The following is a 13,207-nucleotide window of genomic DNA, read 5'->3' as shown; positions in this document are numbered from 1 at the left end:
CTTGCGTCTGCACTCAGAACCTACCGCTGATCATGACTGGTGAACCAATGAAGACCTGCGGATTGTCCTGGTCATGACCGGGTACCCGGTGTGCCGGTTCTACCAGGTGGGACGGGAGTGATCATGAGGCTGTCGCATGCGCCGCTGCGGGTCGCCATCGGCGCGTACATCCTGAACTCCGGGCTGGGCAAGCGGACGCTGGAGGGCGAGGCCGCCGCGGGCGTGCACGGCATGGCGGCCGGCGCGATGCCGCAGCTGCGGCAGATCCCGCCGGACCGGTTCGCCATGCTGCTGTCCCGGGGCGAGATCGCGCTCGGCACGGCGCTGCTCGCCCCGTTCGTCCCGTCGCTGCTGGCCGGGGCCGCGCTCACCGCGTTCGGGGCCGGGCTGGTGCAGCTCTACCTGAAGACGCCGGGCATGCGCGAGGGCACCAGCCTGCGGCCGAGTCAGGCGGGCATCGGCCTGGCCAAGGACGTGTGGCTGGTCGGCGCGGGGCTGACCCTGGTGCTCGACTCGCTGGTCCGGCACCGGCGCTGAGCCGACCGGCCGACGCCACGCCGGGCCGCCCGCGCACCGCTGGGCCGTCCGCACACCGCCGGGCCGCCCCGCACCGCTGGGCCGTCCGCGCACCGCCGGGCCGCCCGCGTACTCAGGCGGGTGCCGCGACCGTCGCGGCGGCCCGCTCGTCGGCGAGCCGGCGGCGGGCGGCGTTGCGGTAGCGCAGCACCTGCGCCGCGCCGAGCGCCCAGAGCAGGAACTGGACGGCGAACGCCCACCGGAACGCGGACAGCGGCGGCGCGTCGTGCCCGGCCGGGGTGGCCAGGTCGAGCACCACGCCGACGGCCAGGATCAGCACGATCGAGGCGGCGAAACCGCCGACGTTGACGATGCCGGTGGCGCTGCCGATGCGGTGCACCGGGTTGAACGAGCGGGCGTAGTCGAACCCGATCATCGACCCGGGACCGTTCACCGCGAGCACCACCACGAGCGCCACCAGCAGCGCGTGCGGCGCCCGGCCGGGCCAAGCGAGCACCACCGCCCACATCCCGGCGGTGGCGGCTGTGATCGCGAAGACCAGCACCGAGCGGTGGAACGGGTAGCGCGCGCACAGGTGCGCGAGCACCGGCCCGCACACGAGCGTCACCATCGTCATCACGGTGAGCAGCCCGGCCGCCGCGGTGGGCGAGAAGCCCTGTCCCTGCACCAGGAACGGGTAGCCCCACAGCAGCGCGAACACCGAGCCGGAGAACTGGGTGACGAAGTGCGTCCACAGGCCCAGCCGGGTGCCCGGCTGGGCCCACGCCTCGGCGAGCCGGCGGCGCACGGTGGCCAGGTCGGGCGCGAGCGCGGTGGCGTGCTCGGCGTGCGGGGTGTCACGGACCGCGACGAGGACCAGCAGCACCACTGTCGCGCCGAGCGCCGCGGCGGTGAGGAACGCCGGCGTCCAGCCCGCGCGGTGCAGCAGCAGCACCAGGGGTACGGCGCCGAGCACCGCGCCGAGCTGGCCGACGGTGCCGGTGAGCTGCACCAGCAACGGATTGCGCCGGCCGGGGAACCAGAACGCGACGATGCGCAGCACGCTGATGAACGTCATCGCGTCACCGAGACCGACGAGCACCCGGGCGGCGACCGCGAGCGGCACGTCCCCGGCGACGGCGAACATGACCTGCCCGGCCACCATCAGCGCGCCGCCGGCCAGCAGCAGCCGACGCGAGCCGTACCGGTCCAGCAGCACCCCGACCGGGACCTGCATGACGGCGTAGACGGCGAGCTGGGCGACGGAGAACGTGGCGAGCGCGGCGGCGTTGATGTGGAAGCGGTCCGCCGCGTCGACCCCGGTGACGCCGAGCGAGCTGCGGTGGAACACGGCGGTCAGGTACGCGGTCAGCGCCACCGCGTACACCAGGGCGGCGGGCCGGCGAGCCGCGCTCACCGCAGCGTTCCGAGCATCCGCGCGGCGGTGTCGATGTGCGCGGCGACCGCGTCGTGCCACGCCTGCGGGTCGTCGCCGTCGAGCGCGGCGAGCTGACCGGCGTGCTCGGTGAGGGCGACCTCGGCCCAGCCGGGCGAGAGCCGGAAGCTCGCCTCGCCCATGCGCAGCTGCCGGTCGCGCAGCCGGTGGTACAGCTCGGCCAGGATCTCGTTGCCGGCCGCCTCGACCACGGCGGCGTGGAACGAGCGGTCGGCGGCCATCAGCGCGGTGAGGTCGCCGGCGGCGTGCGCGCGGCGCATCTCGTCCAGCCAGCGGGCCAGGTCGGCGCGCAGCTCGGCGCGGCGCGGCCAGACCCGGTCGGCGGCGTGCAGCTCGACCAGCCGGCGCGCCTCGATGACGTCGGCGATCTCCCGGGCCGACACCGGCCGGATCAGCGCGCCGCGCTTCGGGTAGAGCTTGACCAGCCCTTCGGTCTCCAGCCGCAGCAGCGCCTCCCGGACCGGCGTGCGGGACACGCCCGTCGCCTCGGCGATCTCGCCCTCGCTGACGAGCTGGCCGCCCGGGTAGACCTGTTCGAGGATGGCCTGCTTGAGATGCCGGTACGCCCGCTCGGCGGCGGACGGAGCGATCCGGCTGGGATGCGTCATGTATCTAAGCTTGCTCCCCGGGCCGCCCGGACGGTCCGGCGCCGGCCGGGACAGTGGCGAAGGCCACGGTCAGGCCCACAGCTCCCGCAGCAGCGCCTCCACCTCGGCGGTCCGCTCGATCTGCGGCATGTGCCCGGTGTCGCGGAAGAGGTGGCTGCGCGCGTTCGGCAACCTCGTGCGGGCGTACGCCAGATGCGCGGCGGGCAGGACCAGGTCGCGCTCGCCCCAGACGAGCAGCGTGGGCAGGTCGAGCGCGGCCACCGCGTCGAGCAGGCCGGCGCGCCACTGCGGGCGTACGCCGCGCCAGGTGCCCAGGTCCCGGACCAGTTCCCGCATCACCCGGGCCGCGTGCGGCTGCCCGGCCACGGCGAGCGAGAGGGCGATCCGCTCGTCGGTGACGTACGCCGGGTCGTAGAAGATCGCCCGCTCGGTGCGCCGGGCGATCCCCGGGTGCGGGCGCAGCAGCAGCCGGGCCAGCGGGCGTACCGCCAGCAGCCGCAACGCCACGGTCACCTCGCGGCCGAAGCCGGCGCTGTTGAGCAACGCCAGGCTGGCGACACGCCGCGGCGCGTCGGCGGCCAGGCGCATCGCCACCGCCCCGCCGAGGGAGTTGCCGACCAGGTGCGCCGGGCCGGTCACCCCGGCCACGTCCAGGAAGCGGGCCACCGCCGCGGCCAGGGCCGGGAGCGTGTGCGGACCGTCCAGCGGCGCGGAGCCGCCGTGCCCGGGCAGGTCCACCGCGAGCACCAGGTGGTCGCGGGCCAGCGCGGTGTGCAGGGCGGTGAAGTCGTCGAGGGTACGGCCGATGCCGTGCAGCAGCACGACGGGCGGCCCGTCGCCGCTGATCCGGCACCGGGTACGCCGCCCGTCGACGGTGCGTTCGTCGGCCGGAGGCAGGGCGAGCGTCACGCCCGGTGTCCGGGTTCCGCCGCGGCCTCCTCGCCGGTCCGGGGAGACGGAGCCGGCACGGCCGCGTCGGTCGCGACGGCCGGTGCCTCGACGGCCGGGACGGCGGGCGGAGTCGCGGGCGCGGCGCCGGGCCGGGCCGGGCGCTGGCGCATGCCCAGGGCCAGCACCCGGCCGTACCCGGCGGGGGCGACGCGGGCGAGCAGGTCGGGCAGTTTCGCCGACCAGCCGATCAGCACCCGGCCGCGGCGTCGCTGCGCGCCGCGCAGGATCACCTCGGCGGCGGTGGCCGGGTCGATGGTGAGCAGCTTCTCGAACTGCTTGCGCCCGGCCTCGTACTCGTCCCGGGCCACGCCGCTGCCGATGCGGGCGCTCGCGGCGATCCGGGTGCGGATGCCGCCCGGGTGCACCGAGGTGACGCCGATGCCGTCGTCGACGAGTTCGTGGCGCAGCGCCTCGGTGAAGCCGCGTACGGCGAACTTGCTCGCCGAGTACGCGGCCTGCCCGGCGGGCGCGATCAACCCGAACAGGCTGGACACGTTCACCAGGTGGGCGCCGGGCTCGGCCTTGAGCGCGGGCAGCAGCGCGTGGGTCAGGCGGACCACCGCCCGGAAGTTGATCTCGATGACCCAGAGGAACTCCTCCAGGGTGACCTGGTCGAAGCGCCCGCCCAGCGCCACCCCGGCGTTGTTGATCAGCAGCCGGATCCGGGGGTGCGCGCGGTGGATCTCGGCGGCGACCCGGTCGGTGGCGTCGGCGTCGGCCAGGTCGACCAGGTGGGTCTGGACCCGCCGGTCCGGGTACGCGGCCCGGATCGCGGCGACGGTGGCGGCCAGGCCGTCGGCGTCCCGGTCGAGCAGCACCAGGTCGGCGCCGCGCCGGGCCAGCCCTTGGGTCAGCGCCGCGCCGATGCCGCTCGCCGCGCCGGTGAGCACCGCCGTGCCGCCGGGGAAGACGAGGTCACGCATCGGTTCCTCCGGAGCTGGTCGTGGCGGCCGGGGCGGTGGCGGGCGCGCCGGCGCGGGCGAACCGGACGCCGTCGGTGAGCGGGCCGTGCCGCATCAGGCGTACGTCGCGGGGGTAGTTCTGGTGCAGCCGCCACGGCGCCTGCGGTCCCTGCTTGGGGAGCTGGTCGACGGCGCGCAGCACGTAGCCGGACTGGAGGTCGATGATCGGCACCAGGTCGTCAGTGTCCGGTGCGAGCGGCGTGACGATCTGCCGGCCGGTGTCGTCGAGGTGGCGCAGCAGCCGGCACACGTACGTGGCGACGAGGTCGGCCTTGAGCGTCCAGGAGGCGTTCGTGTAGCCGATGGTCATGGCGAAGTTCGGCACTCCGGACAGCATCATGCCCTTGTAGGCCACTGTCGAGGCGAGGTCGACCTCGGCGCCGTCCACCGCCAGCGTCATGCCGCCGAGCGCGAGCAGGTTGAGGCCGGTGGCGGTGACCACCACGTCGGCGGGCAGCTCCTCACCGGAGGCGAGCCGGATGCCCTGCTCGGTGAACGTGTCGATGGTGTCGGTCACCACCGACGCGCGGCCGGCGCTCAGCGCGGCGAACAGGTCCCCGTCCGGCACCACGCAGAGCCGCTGGTCCCAGGGGTTGTAGCGGGGCGAGAAGTGCCTGTCGACGTCGTACCCGGACGGCAGGCGGCCCTTCGCGGCCCGGCGCAGGAACCGCTTCACCACGCCGGGGGCGCGGCGGCTGAGCTGGAAGTTGGCCACGCCGAGCGCGACGTTCTTCCACCGGGCCACCGCGTACGCGGCCTTCGGGGGCAGCCAGCGCCGCGCGGCGTCGGCGAACCGGTCACGCGAGGGCAGCGCGATCACGTACGTGGGTGAGCGCTGGAGCATGGTGACGTGGGCGGCCCGCTCGGCCATGGCCGGAACCAGGGTGACGGCTGTGGCGCCGCTGCCGATCACCACGACCCGCTTGCCGCTGTAGTCCAGGTGCTCGGGCCAGTGCTGCGGGTGCACGAGCATGCCGGCGTACCGCTCGACGCCGGGGAACCGTGGCGTGTAGCCCTCGTCGTAGCGGTAGTAGCCGGAGTTGGTGAACAGGAACCCGCAGGTGAGGGTGACGTCCTCGCCGGTGTCGTCGCGGTGGGCGTGCACGGTCCAGCGCGCGGTGGCGCTGTCCCACTCGGCGCGTACCGCCCGGTGGTGGAAGCGGATGTGCCGCTCGACGTCGTACTCGCGGGCGGTCTGGCGCACGTACGCCCGGATGGAGTCGCCGTCGGCGATGGCCTTCGGGTCGGTCCACGGCTTGAACGAGTAGCCGAGGGTGTACATGTCGGAGTCGGATCGGATGCCCGGGTAGCGGAACAGGTCCCAGGTGCCGCCGATGGCGCCCCGGGCCTCCAGCACCGCGTAGGTCTTGCCGGGGCATTCGCGTCCGAGGTGGACGGCGGCGCCGATGCCGGACAGGCCGGCCCCGACGATGAGGACGTCGACGTGGTCTGCGGCCATCGCTTCTCCCGTTCGCACCGGCGGTGGACCGGACACTATCCATCGCCGTCGACCGCAGTCAACACCGTGTCGAGTCGAATCGACATGGTGTCGAGCGGGTGTAGCATCAGCCGACATGACGCCCGCCCGTACGCCGACCGGCGCCGCGCCGACGCGCGGGCGGCGGGCCGGCCGGTCCACCGGCGACGACCGGGAGACCGCCATCCTGGCCACGGCCGAGCGGTTGCTGGCCCAGCGCCCCTTCGCCGACATCTCCATCGACGACCTGGCCCGCGGCGCGGGGATCTCCCGCCCCACCTTCTACTTCTACTTCCCGTCCAAGGACGCGGTGCTGCTCACGCTGCTCGACCGCGTCACCGAGGAGGCCGACGCCGCCGCCGGGGGCGTGTTCGAGCGGCTCGCCGAGGACCCGCGCGCCCACTGGCGGGAGCTGATCGCCCGGTTCCACGCCACGTTCGGCGGGCACCGCGACGTGGTGCTGGCGTGCGCCCAGGTGCGCGGCACCAACGCCGAGGTGCGGCGGCTCTGGGCCGAGGTGCTGGAACGCTGGGTCCGCGCGGTGCAGGCCGCGATCGAGGCCGAACGCGCCCGCGGCGCGGCCCCGGACGGGCTGCCCGCCCGGGACCTCGCCATCGCGCTGAACTCGATGAACGAACGCGTCTGGTACGCCACGTTCGCCGGGGACGGCCCGGCGGTGGCCGAGCGGGACGTGGTGGACGTGCTGCTCGACGTGTGGCTGACCGCGATCTACCGGACCACCACGCCGCCGGTCACGCCGCCCGGCGGAACTCCATGACCCAGTTGGTCTCCCAGGTGCGCTCGCCGTCGGTGGAGAACGCCTGTTCCCACCGGCAGGAGTCAGCGGTGATCGCCGACCAGAGGAACCGGCAGCGCACCGGCCGCCCCTCGTCGGTGTCGTCGGCGTAGAACTCGCCGACGCCGTCGGTGAACCGGCCCACCACCGGCGGCTGCTCCAGCACGCCCCGCGCGCTGTGCATCCAGTAGATCGACCACAGCCCGGTCGCCGAGTTCAGGACGCGCACCGAGGAGCCGGAGAAACCCCGGCTCGGGCAGCGCATCTCGTCGAAGCTGCCCGCGCCGTCGAAGAACGAGCGCGCCTCGCTGACGCCGGCGAACTCGTCCCAGTCGTCGCCGCCGACGTGACGCTGCCGCAGCCGCCGGTTGGTCACGTCCCAGGTGCCGGCGAGGAAGTCGAAGTCCCCCATCAGAACCCCACCGGCCCGTCGGCCCGGGCGTCGGCCAGGTAGCCGGCCAGGTCGGGCCGGTCCGGCGCCAGCACGTGCCGGATCCAGGCGGCGCGCTCGTGTTCCAGCACGCCCAGTTCCCACACGCATCCGACGCCGGGCCGGGTCAGGTCGACGAAGTGGGCCGGGTCGTCGTCCGGGCAGTCCAGGGCGGGCTGCCCGGCGATCGCGATGCGGCACTCGACCACGTTGTCGAAGAACCAGCTGTACGCCAGCAGGTACGCCCCGGTGTCCGCGCCCCGGTGCAGCACCACCCAGCTCGCCGGCGGGGTGGAGCCGTCCGGGGCGGGCAGCAGCTTCGGCAGGTACGCGTACGCGGCGTCGACCACCCGCGGTTCGAGGCGGCGGTCCGGCTGGTCCATGTGGTAGCGCTTGACGTGCCGGCCGGCCACCTCGACGGTCCCCGGCACGGTCAGCTCCTTGTCGTGAAAGGCCATGCGGGCACGCTAGGGCCGCTCCCCTGACAGCTAGTGTCAGTGGAATGCGGGCCAGTCGACTCCTGTCCATCCTGCTGCTCCTCCAGGCGCACGGCCGGCTCACCGCCGCCGACCTGGCCGCCCGCCTCCAGGTGTCGGCGCGCACCGTCTACCGGGACGTGGAGGCGCTGCACGCCGCCGGCATCCCGCTGTACGGCGAGGCCGGACACGACGGCGGCTACCGGCTCGTGGAGGGCTGGCGGACCCGGCTGACCGGGCTGACCGCGGAGGAGGCCGACCGGCTGCTCTTCGCCGGGCTCCCCGGACCTGCGGCCGAGCTGGGCTACCAGTCGGTCGTCGCCGCCGTGCAGCTCAAGCTGCGGGCCGCGCTGCCCGCGCCGCTGGCCGACCGGGCGGCCCGGCTGGAGCAGCGGTTCCACCTGGACACACCGGGCTGGTACTCCGACGGCGATCCGTCGCCGCACCTGGCCGAGGCCGCCGAGGCGGTGTGGCGGCAACACCGGGTCCGGGTGCGCTACCGGGGCTGGCGGGGCGAGACGACCCGGGTCCTCGAACCGTACGGGCTGGTGCTCAAGGGCGGGCGCTGGTACCTGGTCGCCGCGCGGCCGGCCCGCGCCGACCCGGCCACCTACCGGGTCAACCAGATCCTCGACCTGGCCCCGCTGGACGAGCCGTTCGAGCGGCCGGAGTTCGACCTGCCGGCCTGGTGGCGCGCGCACGTGGTGGAGTTCCGGGCCGGCCTGCACCGCGACGAGGCGCGCATCCGGCTGTCGCCGCGCGGGTTCGCCCGGCTGCGCGAGGTCGGCAGCGACGTGGTCGTGGCCGCCGCCGAGGCGAGCGCCGGCCCGCCCGACGCCACCGGCTGGGTGCACGCGGTCATCCCGATCGAGTCGCTCACCCACGCCCACGGCGACCTGCTCCGGCTCGGCGCCGAGGTGGAGATCCTCTCCCCCGCCCCGCTGCGCGCCCGCCTGTCCGAGACCGCCACCGCGCTCAGCACCCTCTACCACCCCCCGCCCGCCCCGCCCCTTCCCGGTTGACCAAGGAGTTTGTGTCCTGGTCGGAGATCGACCCGGACACGAACTGCTTGATCACCGGGGCGGGGTGAGGGTGCGGCGTGACTCGGCCACCGTCGCGAGGGCTCGGTCGATCTCGGAGGGCGGGGTGGCGGCGTACCCGAGGACCAGGCCGGGTGGCTGCGGGCGCTGGCCGTGCCAGGACAGCGGGTGCACCTTGACGCCCCGGCGCAGCGCCGCCGCCGCGAGTGCCCGGTCGTCGACGTCGCCGGGGAGCGTGACCATCAGGTGCAGCCCGGCCGCCGCGCCGTGCACCACCGCCCCCGGCAGGTACGCGCGGACCGCCCGGATCATCGCGTCCCGGCGGCGTACGTGCCGGTGGCGCAGCAGCCGCAGGTGCCGTTCCAGCGCGCCGGACTCCATCAGCTCGGCCAGCACGAGCTGCGGCAACGCCGCGTTGCCGAGGTCGGCCGCCCGCTTCGCGGCCACCACGTCGGCGTGCAGCGCGGGCGGCACCAGCATCCACCCGATCCGCAGCGCCGGCGCGAGCAGCTTGGAGATGCTGCCGACGTAGCAGACCCGATCCGGCGCCATGGCACGCAGCGCCGGCACCGGCGGACGGTCGTAGCGGTGCTCGGCGTCGTAGTCGTCCTCCACCACCAGGCCGCCGTCGCGTGCCCACCGCAGCAGCCGCCGGCGCCGGTCGCCGTCGAGCACCACGCCGGTCGGGAACTGGTGCGCCGGGGTGAGCAGCACGGCCGGCGCGCCGGAGCGCTCCAGCTCGTCGACGCAGAGTCCCCGGTCGTCCACCGGCACCGGCGGTGTCGCCAGCCCGGAGCAGCCCAGGTGCTGCCGTACGCCGAGGGAGCCGGGATCCTCCACCGCGACGGTGTGCGTACCCCGGTCGTGCAGCACCCGCGCGAGCAGGCCGAGCGCCTGGGACACCCCGGCCACGATCACCACCTCGGCCGGGTCGGCGCGGACGCCCCGGTTGCGGGCCAGCCAGTTCGCGACCGCCAGTCGCAGCGCGGGCGTGCCGGCCGGGTCGCCGTAGCCGAGCGCGGCGGGCGTCATCCGGTGCAGCACGGCCCGCTCGGCCCGCAGCCAGGCCCCGCGGGGAAAGGCCGCCAGATCCGGTACGCCGGGAGTCAGGTCCACCTGCGCGGGTACGGCGCGCAACTCGTCGAAGGCGTCGACGCCGGGCCGGGTGGCGAACACGTCCGGTGCTCTCCTCGGCTCGGGCGGCCGGGTGACCACGGCGGCCGGCGTGGCGACCACCACCGTTCCGGCCCGGCCGCGCCCGGCCACCTGCCCGTCCTCGGCGAGCCGCTGGTACGCCTCGGTCACCACGCCGCGGGAGACGCCCAGCTCGGCGGCGAGCACCCGGCTGGCCGGCAACCGGGTGCCCACCGGGGCCCGGCCGTCGGCGATCGCGGACCGCAGCCGGGCGGCCAGCCAGTCCGCGCGGCCACCGGGCGGCGCCTCGCCGACGTCGAGCTGGAGGAAGTCCGCACCGGCTGCTTTGGACTCCTCGGGAACGACGACTTTGGCTCTGTCCATCGGACCATTATGGCCACAGGCTGGACCGCATGACAGTCGCCTTCCTGCTGACCTCGCTCGTCGTCGCGATCACTCCGGGCACCGGGGTGATGCACACGCTCGCCACCGCCGTGACCGGCGGACGCCGGGCCGGCCTGGCCGCTGCCGCCGGCGGCACGCTCAGCCTCGTCCCGCACGTGATCGCCGCGGTTACCGGCCTGGCCGCCCTGCTGCGCGCCGGCACCCCCGCGTTCCGCGTGGTGACCTGGCTGGGCGTGGCGTACCTGCTCTGGACGGCCTGGTCGGCGCTGCGCGACCGGGGCGCGTTCGCCCTCGACGGCGACCGGCCCCCGCGTCCGGCGGCGGCCGTGTTCCGGGACGGGGTGCTGCTGAACCTGCTGAACCCGAAGGTGACGGTGTTCTTCGTGGCGTTCCTGCCGCAGTTCGTACCGCCGGACGCGCCCGCCGCCACAGTGCGCATGCTCGCCTGCGGCCTGGTGTTCATGGCCGTCACGCTGCTGGTGTTCGCCGGGTACGCGCTCCTGGCCGGCGCGCTGCGCCGCCGGGTGCTGTCCCGGCCCCGGCTGACCGGGCTGCTGCGGCACGCCTTCGCCGGCAGCTTCCTCGTCCTGGGCCTCGGCCTCGCGTTCACCGCCTGACCCGTCCTCACCGCTCAGAAGGAGTCCTCCCGTGCGTTTCCGTCACTCCCCCGAGATCTGGTCGGCCTTCCCGGAACTGACCTGCGGTGTCCTGCACGCCACCGGCGTCACGCCCGACGTCGACGTGACACCACGGCTGGCCGGGTATCTGGGCACCGCCCGGGACCGGCTCGCCGCCGGGCCGGAGGGTGGCTTCCTGGAGATCCAGGCATGGCGTCGCGCGTTCACCCGGATGGGCTGCCCGCCGACCCGCTACCGCTGCGCGGCGGAGTCGCTGCTGCGCCGGTTGCGGCGGGACGGTCAACTGCCCCGGCTGCACCCGCTCGTGGACCTCGGCAACGCGCTGTCCACCCGGTACGCGGTGCCCGTCGCCGTGCTCGACCTGGCCCGGATCGACGGCGACCTGACCGTGCGCCCGGCCGACGGCACAGAGTCCTACCTGGGGCTCGGTGGGGAGAGCGAGCACCCCGCGCCCGGCGAGGTGATCTTCGCCGACCAGGGTGGACACGCGCACGCCCGGCGCTGGTGCCACCGGCAGAGCGGCGCCTCGGCGGTACGGGCCGGCACCGCCGAGGTGCTCGTGGTGGTCGAGGCGATGCACGAGGGCGCGACGCCGACCGTACGCCGGATGCTGGCCGAACTGGCGGCGACGCTGGACGAGCAGTGGCGCGTGCCGTCACGGACGGCGCTGCTCACCGCGGACGCGCCGGAGTTCGCCGTGCCGGTCCGGACGGGCTGACCCCGCCCGCGTGATGACGACCGGTCGGGCGGCGTGGTGACGGCCGGTCGCGCGGCGACGACGTTGGTAGCCGACCGCCTCGTGGTCAGGCGTCGGGGTCGGTCCGGTCGCGTGCCATCAGCTCGTCGAACTCGGCCGGGGTGATCTCGCCCGTCCGCAGCCGGCGGGCGTTGGCGGCGAACCGGGCGATCGCCGCGCCGCGTGCGTCCGGCTCGGTGAACAGACCGGCGTCGGCGGTCAACGCGCTCGCGGCACCCGCCACGTCGTGCGGATCGGCCAGGCCGACCGGCTCGCCGTGCAGCTCCCGCAGGGCGTCGGCGAGTCGCGCGTCAGCGGCGGCGCCGGTGCCCCACCAGCGCCGGGCCAGGTCGGCGGTGCGGCCGAGCGAATCCTCCCCCACCCGTTCGGCGCCTATCTCGGCACGCATCATGCGCAGGAAGCGGACTGTCACGGCATCGGAGTCATCGGCGATCACGCCCGTACCCTAGCGAGCGGGTACGACGAAACCGCCGGGCGAGCCGGAGTCGTCCGGCCGGTTGAGGTCGCCGCCCGCGGGTAGTGCGCGGACATGCCCGAACGATACGAGGACTACGACCGCGTCGCGATCGTCACCGGCGCGGACTCCGGCATCGGCAAGGCGTGCGCGGTGGCGCTCGCCGAAGCCGGTTACGACATCGGCATCACCTGGTACGGCGACCCGGCGGGGGCCGAACGCACCGCAACCGAGGTACGCGCCACCGGCCGCCGCTGCGAGACCGCCGAGCTGGACCTGACCCGGCTCCCCCAGGCGGCGGCGGTGGTCGACGAGCTGGCCGACCGGCTCGGTGGCCTGGGCGTGCTCGTCAACAACGCCGGCACCGGCCTGTCCGAACCCTTCGTGGACGTGAGCTGGGAGAAGTGGCGTGAGGTGCTGGCGGTGGACCTGGACGGGCCGTTCCTGTGCTCGCAACGGGCCGCCCGGCGGATGCGCGCGGCCGGACGGGGCGGCCGGATCATCAGCATCACCAGCGTGCACGAGCACGCGCCCCGGGTCGGCTCGTCGGCGTACTGCGCGGCCAAGGGCGGGCTCGGCCTGCTCACGAAGGTGATGGCACAGGAACTCGCCGCCGACGGGATCACCGTCAACGCGGTGGCCCCGGGCGAGATCGCCACCCCGATGACCGGGCAGGAGGACGTCGACCCGTTCACCCAGGAGCGTCCCGGTGTGCCGGTCGGACGGCCCGGTGACGCCCGCGAGGTGGCGGCGGTGGTGGCGATGCTCGCCTCACCGGCTGCGGCGTACGTGACGGGGGCGTCGTGGGCGGTGGACGGGGGGATGCTGTTGATGGGTCCGCAGGCTTCTGCTCTCTCCTCCCACTCGTGGCGTTCTGCCTAGCCTGTGGTCGCCCCCGGCCCCGTCGTGGGTCAGGTGCGTTCGTTGCTGCCGGGATCGGGGGTGGCTCCCACGGGTGCGTCGAGCGGTGTCTGCTGCTGCTCTGGGTAGTGGCAGGCGGTGTGCTGGCTGCCGCCGTCGCGGGTGACGAGTGCGGGTTCTTCGGTGGCGCAGTGGTCGGTGGCCTTCCAGCAGCGGGTGCGGAAGCGGCAGCCCGACGGCGGGTTG

Annotated in this window: 15 protein-coding genes and 1 pseudogene; 6 read left to right on the top strand and 10 right to left on the bottom strand. The window is 74.8% G+C overall.

Features of this window, described 5'->3' with window-relative positions:
• The first annotated feature begins 123 nt into the window (after nucleotides 1-123).
• Nucleotides 124-537 carry a hypothetical protein gene (locus V6U82_RS30225; RefSeq protein WP_334467339.1) on the top strand — a complete coding sequence of 138 codons (414 nt, stop codon included), beginning with the start codon at nucleotides 124-126 and terminating at the stop codon, nucleotides 535-537.
• 112 nt (nucleotides 538-649) lie between these two features.
• Here V6U82_RS30225 and V6U82_RS30220 read toward each other — a convergent pair whose 3' ends face one another.
• From V6U82_RS30220 to V6U82_RS30200, 5 genes are all read right to left on the bottom strand, one after another.
• The gene (locus V6U82_RS30220) at nucleotides 650-1,933 is read right to left on the bottom strand and encodes an MFS transporter (protein ID WP_252453403.1); all 1,284 of its coding nucleotides are present in this window, start codon (nucleotides 1,931-1,933) and stop codon (nucleotides 650-652) included.
• Nucleotides 1,930-2,580: a GntR family transcriptional regulator gene (locus V6U82_RS30215; RefSeq protein WP_334467337.1), complete on the bottom strand. Its 651-nt coding sequence runs from the start codon at nucleotides 2,578-2,580 to the stop codon at nucleotides 1,930-1,932. The genes V6U82_RS30220 and V6U82_RS30215 overlap by 4 nt, the downstream gene beginning before the upstream one ends.
• 69 nt (nucleotides 2,581-2,649) lie before the next feature.
• Complete coding sequence (locus tag V6U82_RS30210; RefSeq protein ID WP_334467335.1) at nucleotides 2,650-3,489, bottom strand: alpha/beta fold hydrolase; 840 nt, start codon at nucleotides 3,487-3,489, stop codon at nucleotides 2,650-2,652.
• A complete protein-coding gene (locus V6U82_RS30205; protein ID WP_334467333.1) occupies nucleotides 3,486-4,454 on the bottom strand; it encodes an SDR family NAD(P)-dependent oxidoreductase in 969 nt (322 codons plus the stop codon). Before V6U82_RS30205 ends, V6U82_RS30210 begins: the two co-directional genes overlap by 4 nt.
• Entirely contained in the window at nucleotides 4,447-5,952 is a 1,506-nt protein-coding gene (locus V6U82_RS30200) for a flavin-containing monooxygenase (RefSeq protein ID WP_334467332.1), read from the bottom strand. The genes V6U82_RS30205 and V6U82_RS30200 overlap by 8 nt, the downstream gene beginning before the upstream one ends.
• A gap of 115 nt (nucleotides 5,953-6,067) precedes the next feature.
• Here V6U82_RS30200 and V6U82_RS30195 point away from each other — a divergent pair, with 115 nt between their 5' ends.
• Nucleotides 6,068-6,748 (top strand): TetR/AcrR family transcriptional regulator, encoded by a 681-nt coding sequence (locus V6U82_RS30195; protein WP_334467331.1) that lies wholly within the window; start codon nucleotides 6,068-6,070, stop codon nucleotides 6,746-6,748.
• On the opposite strand, the gene V6U82_RS30190 is transcribed toward V6U82_RS30195, so the two are convergent.
• Together V6U82_RS30190 and V6U82_RS30185 are read right to left on the bottom strand one after the other, a co-directional pair.
• Entirely contained in the window at nucleotides 6,723-7,178 is a 456-nt protein-coding gene (locus V6U82_RS30190; RefSeq protein WP_334467330.1) for a hypothetical protein, read from the bottom strand. The two genes, V6U82_RS30195 and V6U82_RS30190, sit on opposite strands and share 26 nt — an antisense overlap.
• Entirely contained in the window at nucleotides 7,178-7,654 is a 477-nt protein-coding gene (locus tag V6U82_RS30185; protein WP_334467329.1) for a hypothetical protein, read from the bottom strand. Before V6U82_RS30185 ends, V6U82_RS30190 begins: the two co-directional genes overlap by 1 nt.
• A gap of 44 nt (nucleotides 7,655-7,698) precedes the next feature.
• Between V6U82_RS30185 and V6U82_RS30180 the strand changes: the two genes are divergently transcribed.
• Nucleotides 7,699-8,694: a helix-turn-helix transcriptional regulator gene (locus tag V6U82_RS30180; RefSeq protein WP_334467327.1), complete on the top strand. Its 996-nt coding sequence runs from the start codon at nucleotides 7,699-7,701 to the stop codon at nucleotides 8,692-8,694.
• A 51-nt stretch (nucleotides 8,695-8,745) separates the two neighbouring features.
• On the opposite strand, the gene pdxR is transcribed toward V6U82_RS30180, so the two are convergent.
• On the bottom strand, nucleotides 8,746-10,230 hold the full coding sequence (gene pdxR / locus V6U82_RS30175; RefSeq protein WP_334467325.1) for a MocR-like pyridoxine biosynthesis transcription factor PdxR: 1,485 nt from the start codon (nucleotides 10,228-10,230) through the stop codon (nucleotides 8,746-8,748).
• A gap of 29 nt (nucleotides 10,231-10,259) precedes the next feature.
• Here pdxR and V6U82_RS30170 point away from each other — a divergent pair, with 29 nt between their 5' ends.
• Both V6U82_RS30170 and V6U82_RS30165 read left to right on the top strand, forming a co-directional pair.
• A complete protein-coding gene (locus V6U82_RS30170) occupies nucleotides 10,260-10,868 on the top strand; it encodes a LysE family translocator (RefSeq protein WP_334467324.1) in 609 nt (202 codons plus the stop codon).
• A gap of 31 nt (nucleotides 10,869-10,899) precedes the next feature.
• A complete protein-coding gene (locus V6U82_RS30165) occupies nucleotides 10,900-11,607 on the top strand; it encodes a B3/B4 domain-containing protein (protein WP_334467322.1) in 708 nt (235 codons plus the stop codon).
• Between the two features lie 85 nt (nucleotides 11,608-11,692).
• Here V6U82_RS30165 and V6U82_RS30160 read toward each other — a convergent pair whose 3' ends face one another.
• Nucleotides 11,693-12,082 (bottom strand): hypothetical protein, encoded by a 390-nt coding sequence (locus tag V6U82_RS30160; protein WP_334467320.1) that lies wholly within the window; start codon nucleotides 12,080-12,082, stop codon nucleotides 11,693-11,695.
• Between the two features lie 93 nt (nucleotides 12,083-12,175).
• Here V6U82_RS30160 and V6U82_RS30155 point away from each other — a divergent pair, with 93 nt between their 5' ends.
• Nucleotides 12,176-12,982, top strand: coding sequence for an SDR family oxidoreductase (locus V6U82_RS30155; protein ID WP_334467318.1), 807 nt, complete (start codon nucleotides 12,176-12,178; stop codon nucleotides 12,980-12,982).
• Between the two features lie 29 nt (nucleotides 12,983-13,011).
• On the opposite strand, the pseudogene V6U82_RS30150 reads toward V6U82_RS30155, so the two are convergent.
• Nucleotides 13,012-13,207 (bottom strand): annotated as a pseudogene (locus V6U82_RS30150) (dipeptide/oligopeptide/nickel ABC transporter ATP-binding protein); the annotation flags it as partial.

Origin of the sequence: Micromonospora sp. CPCC 205554 (genome assembly GCF_036902745.1) — a bacterium.
In the GTDB taxonomy this organism is placed as follows: domain Bacteria; phylum Actinomycetota; class Actinomycetes; order Mycobacteriales; family Micromonosporaceae; genus Micromonospora; species Micromonospora tulbaghiae.
This window is presented reverse-complemented; position numbering and strand designations above follow the sequence as displayed.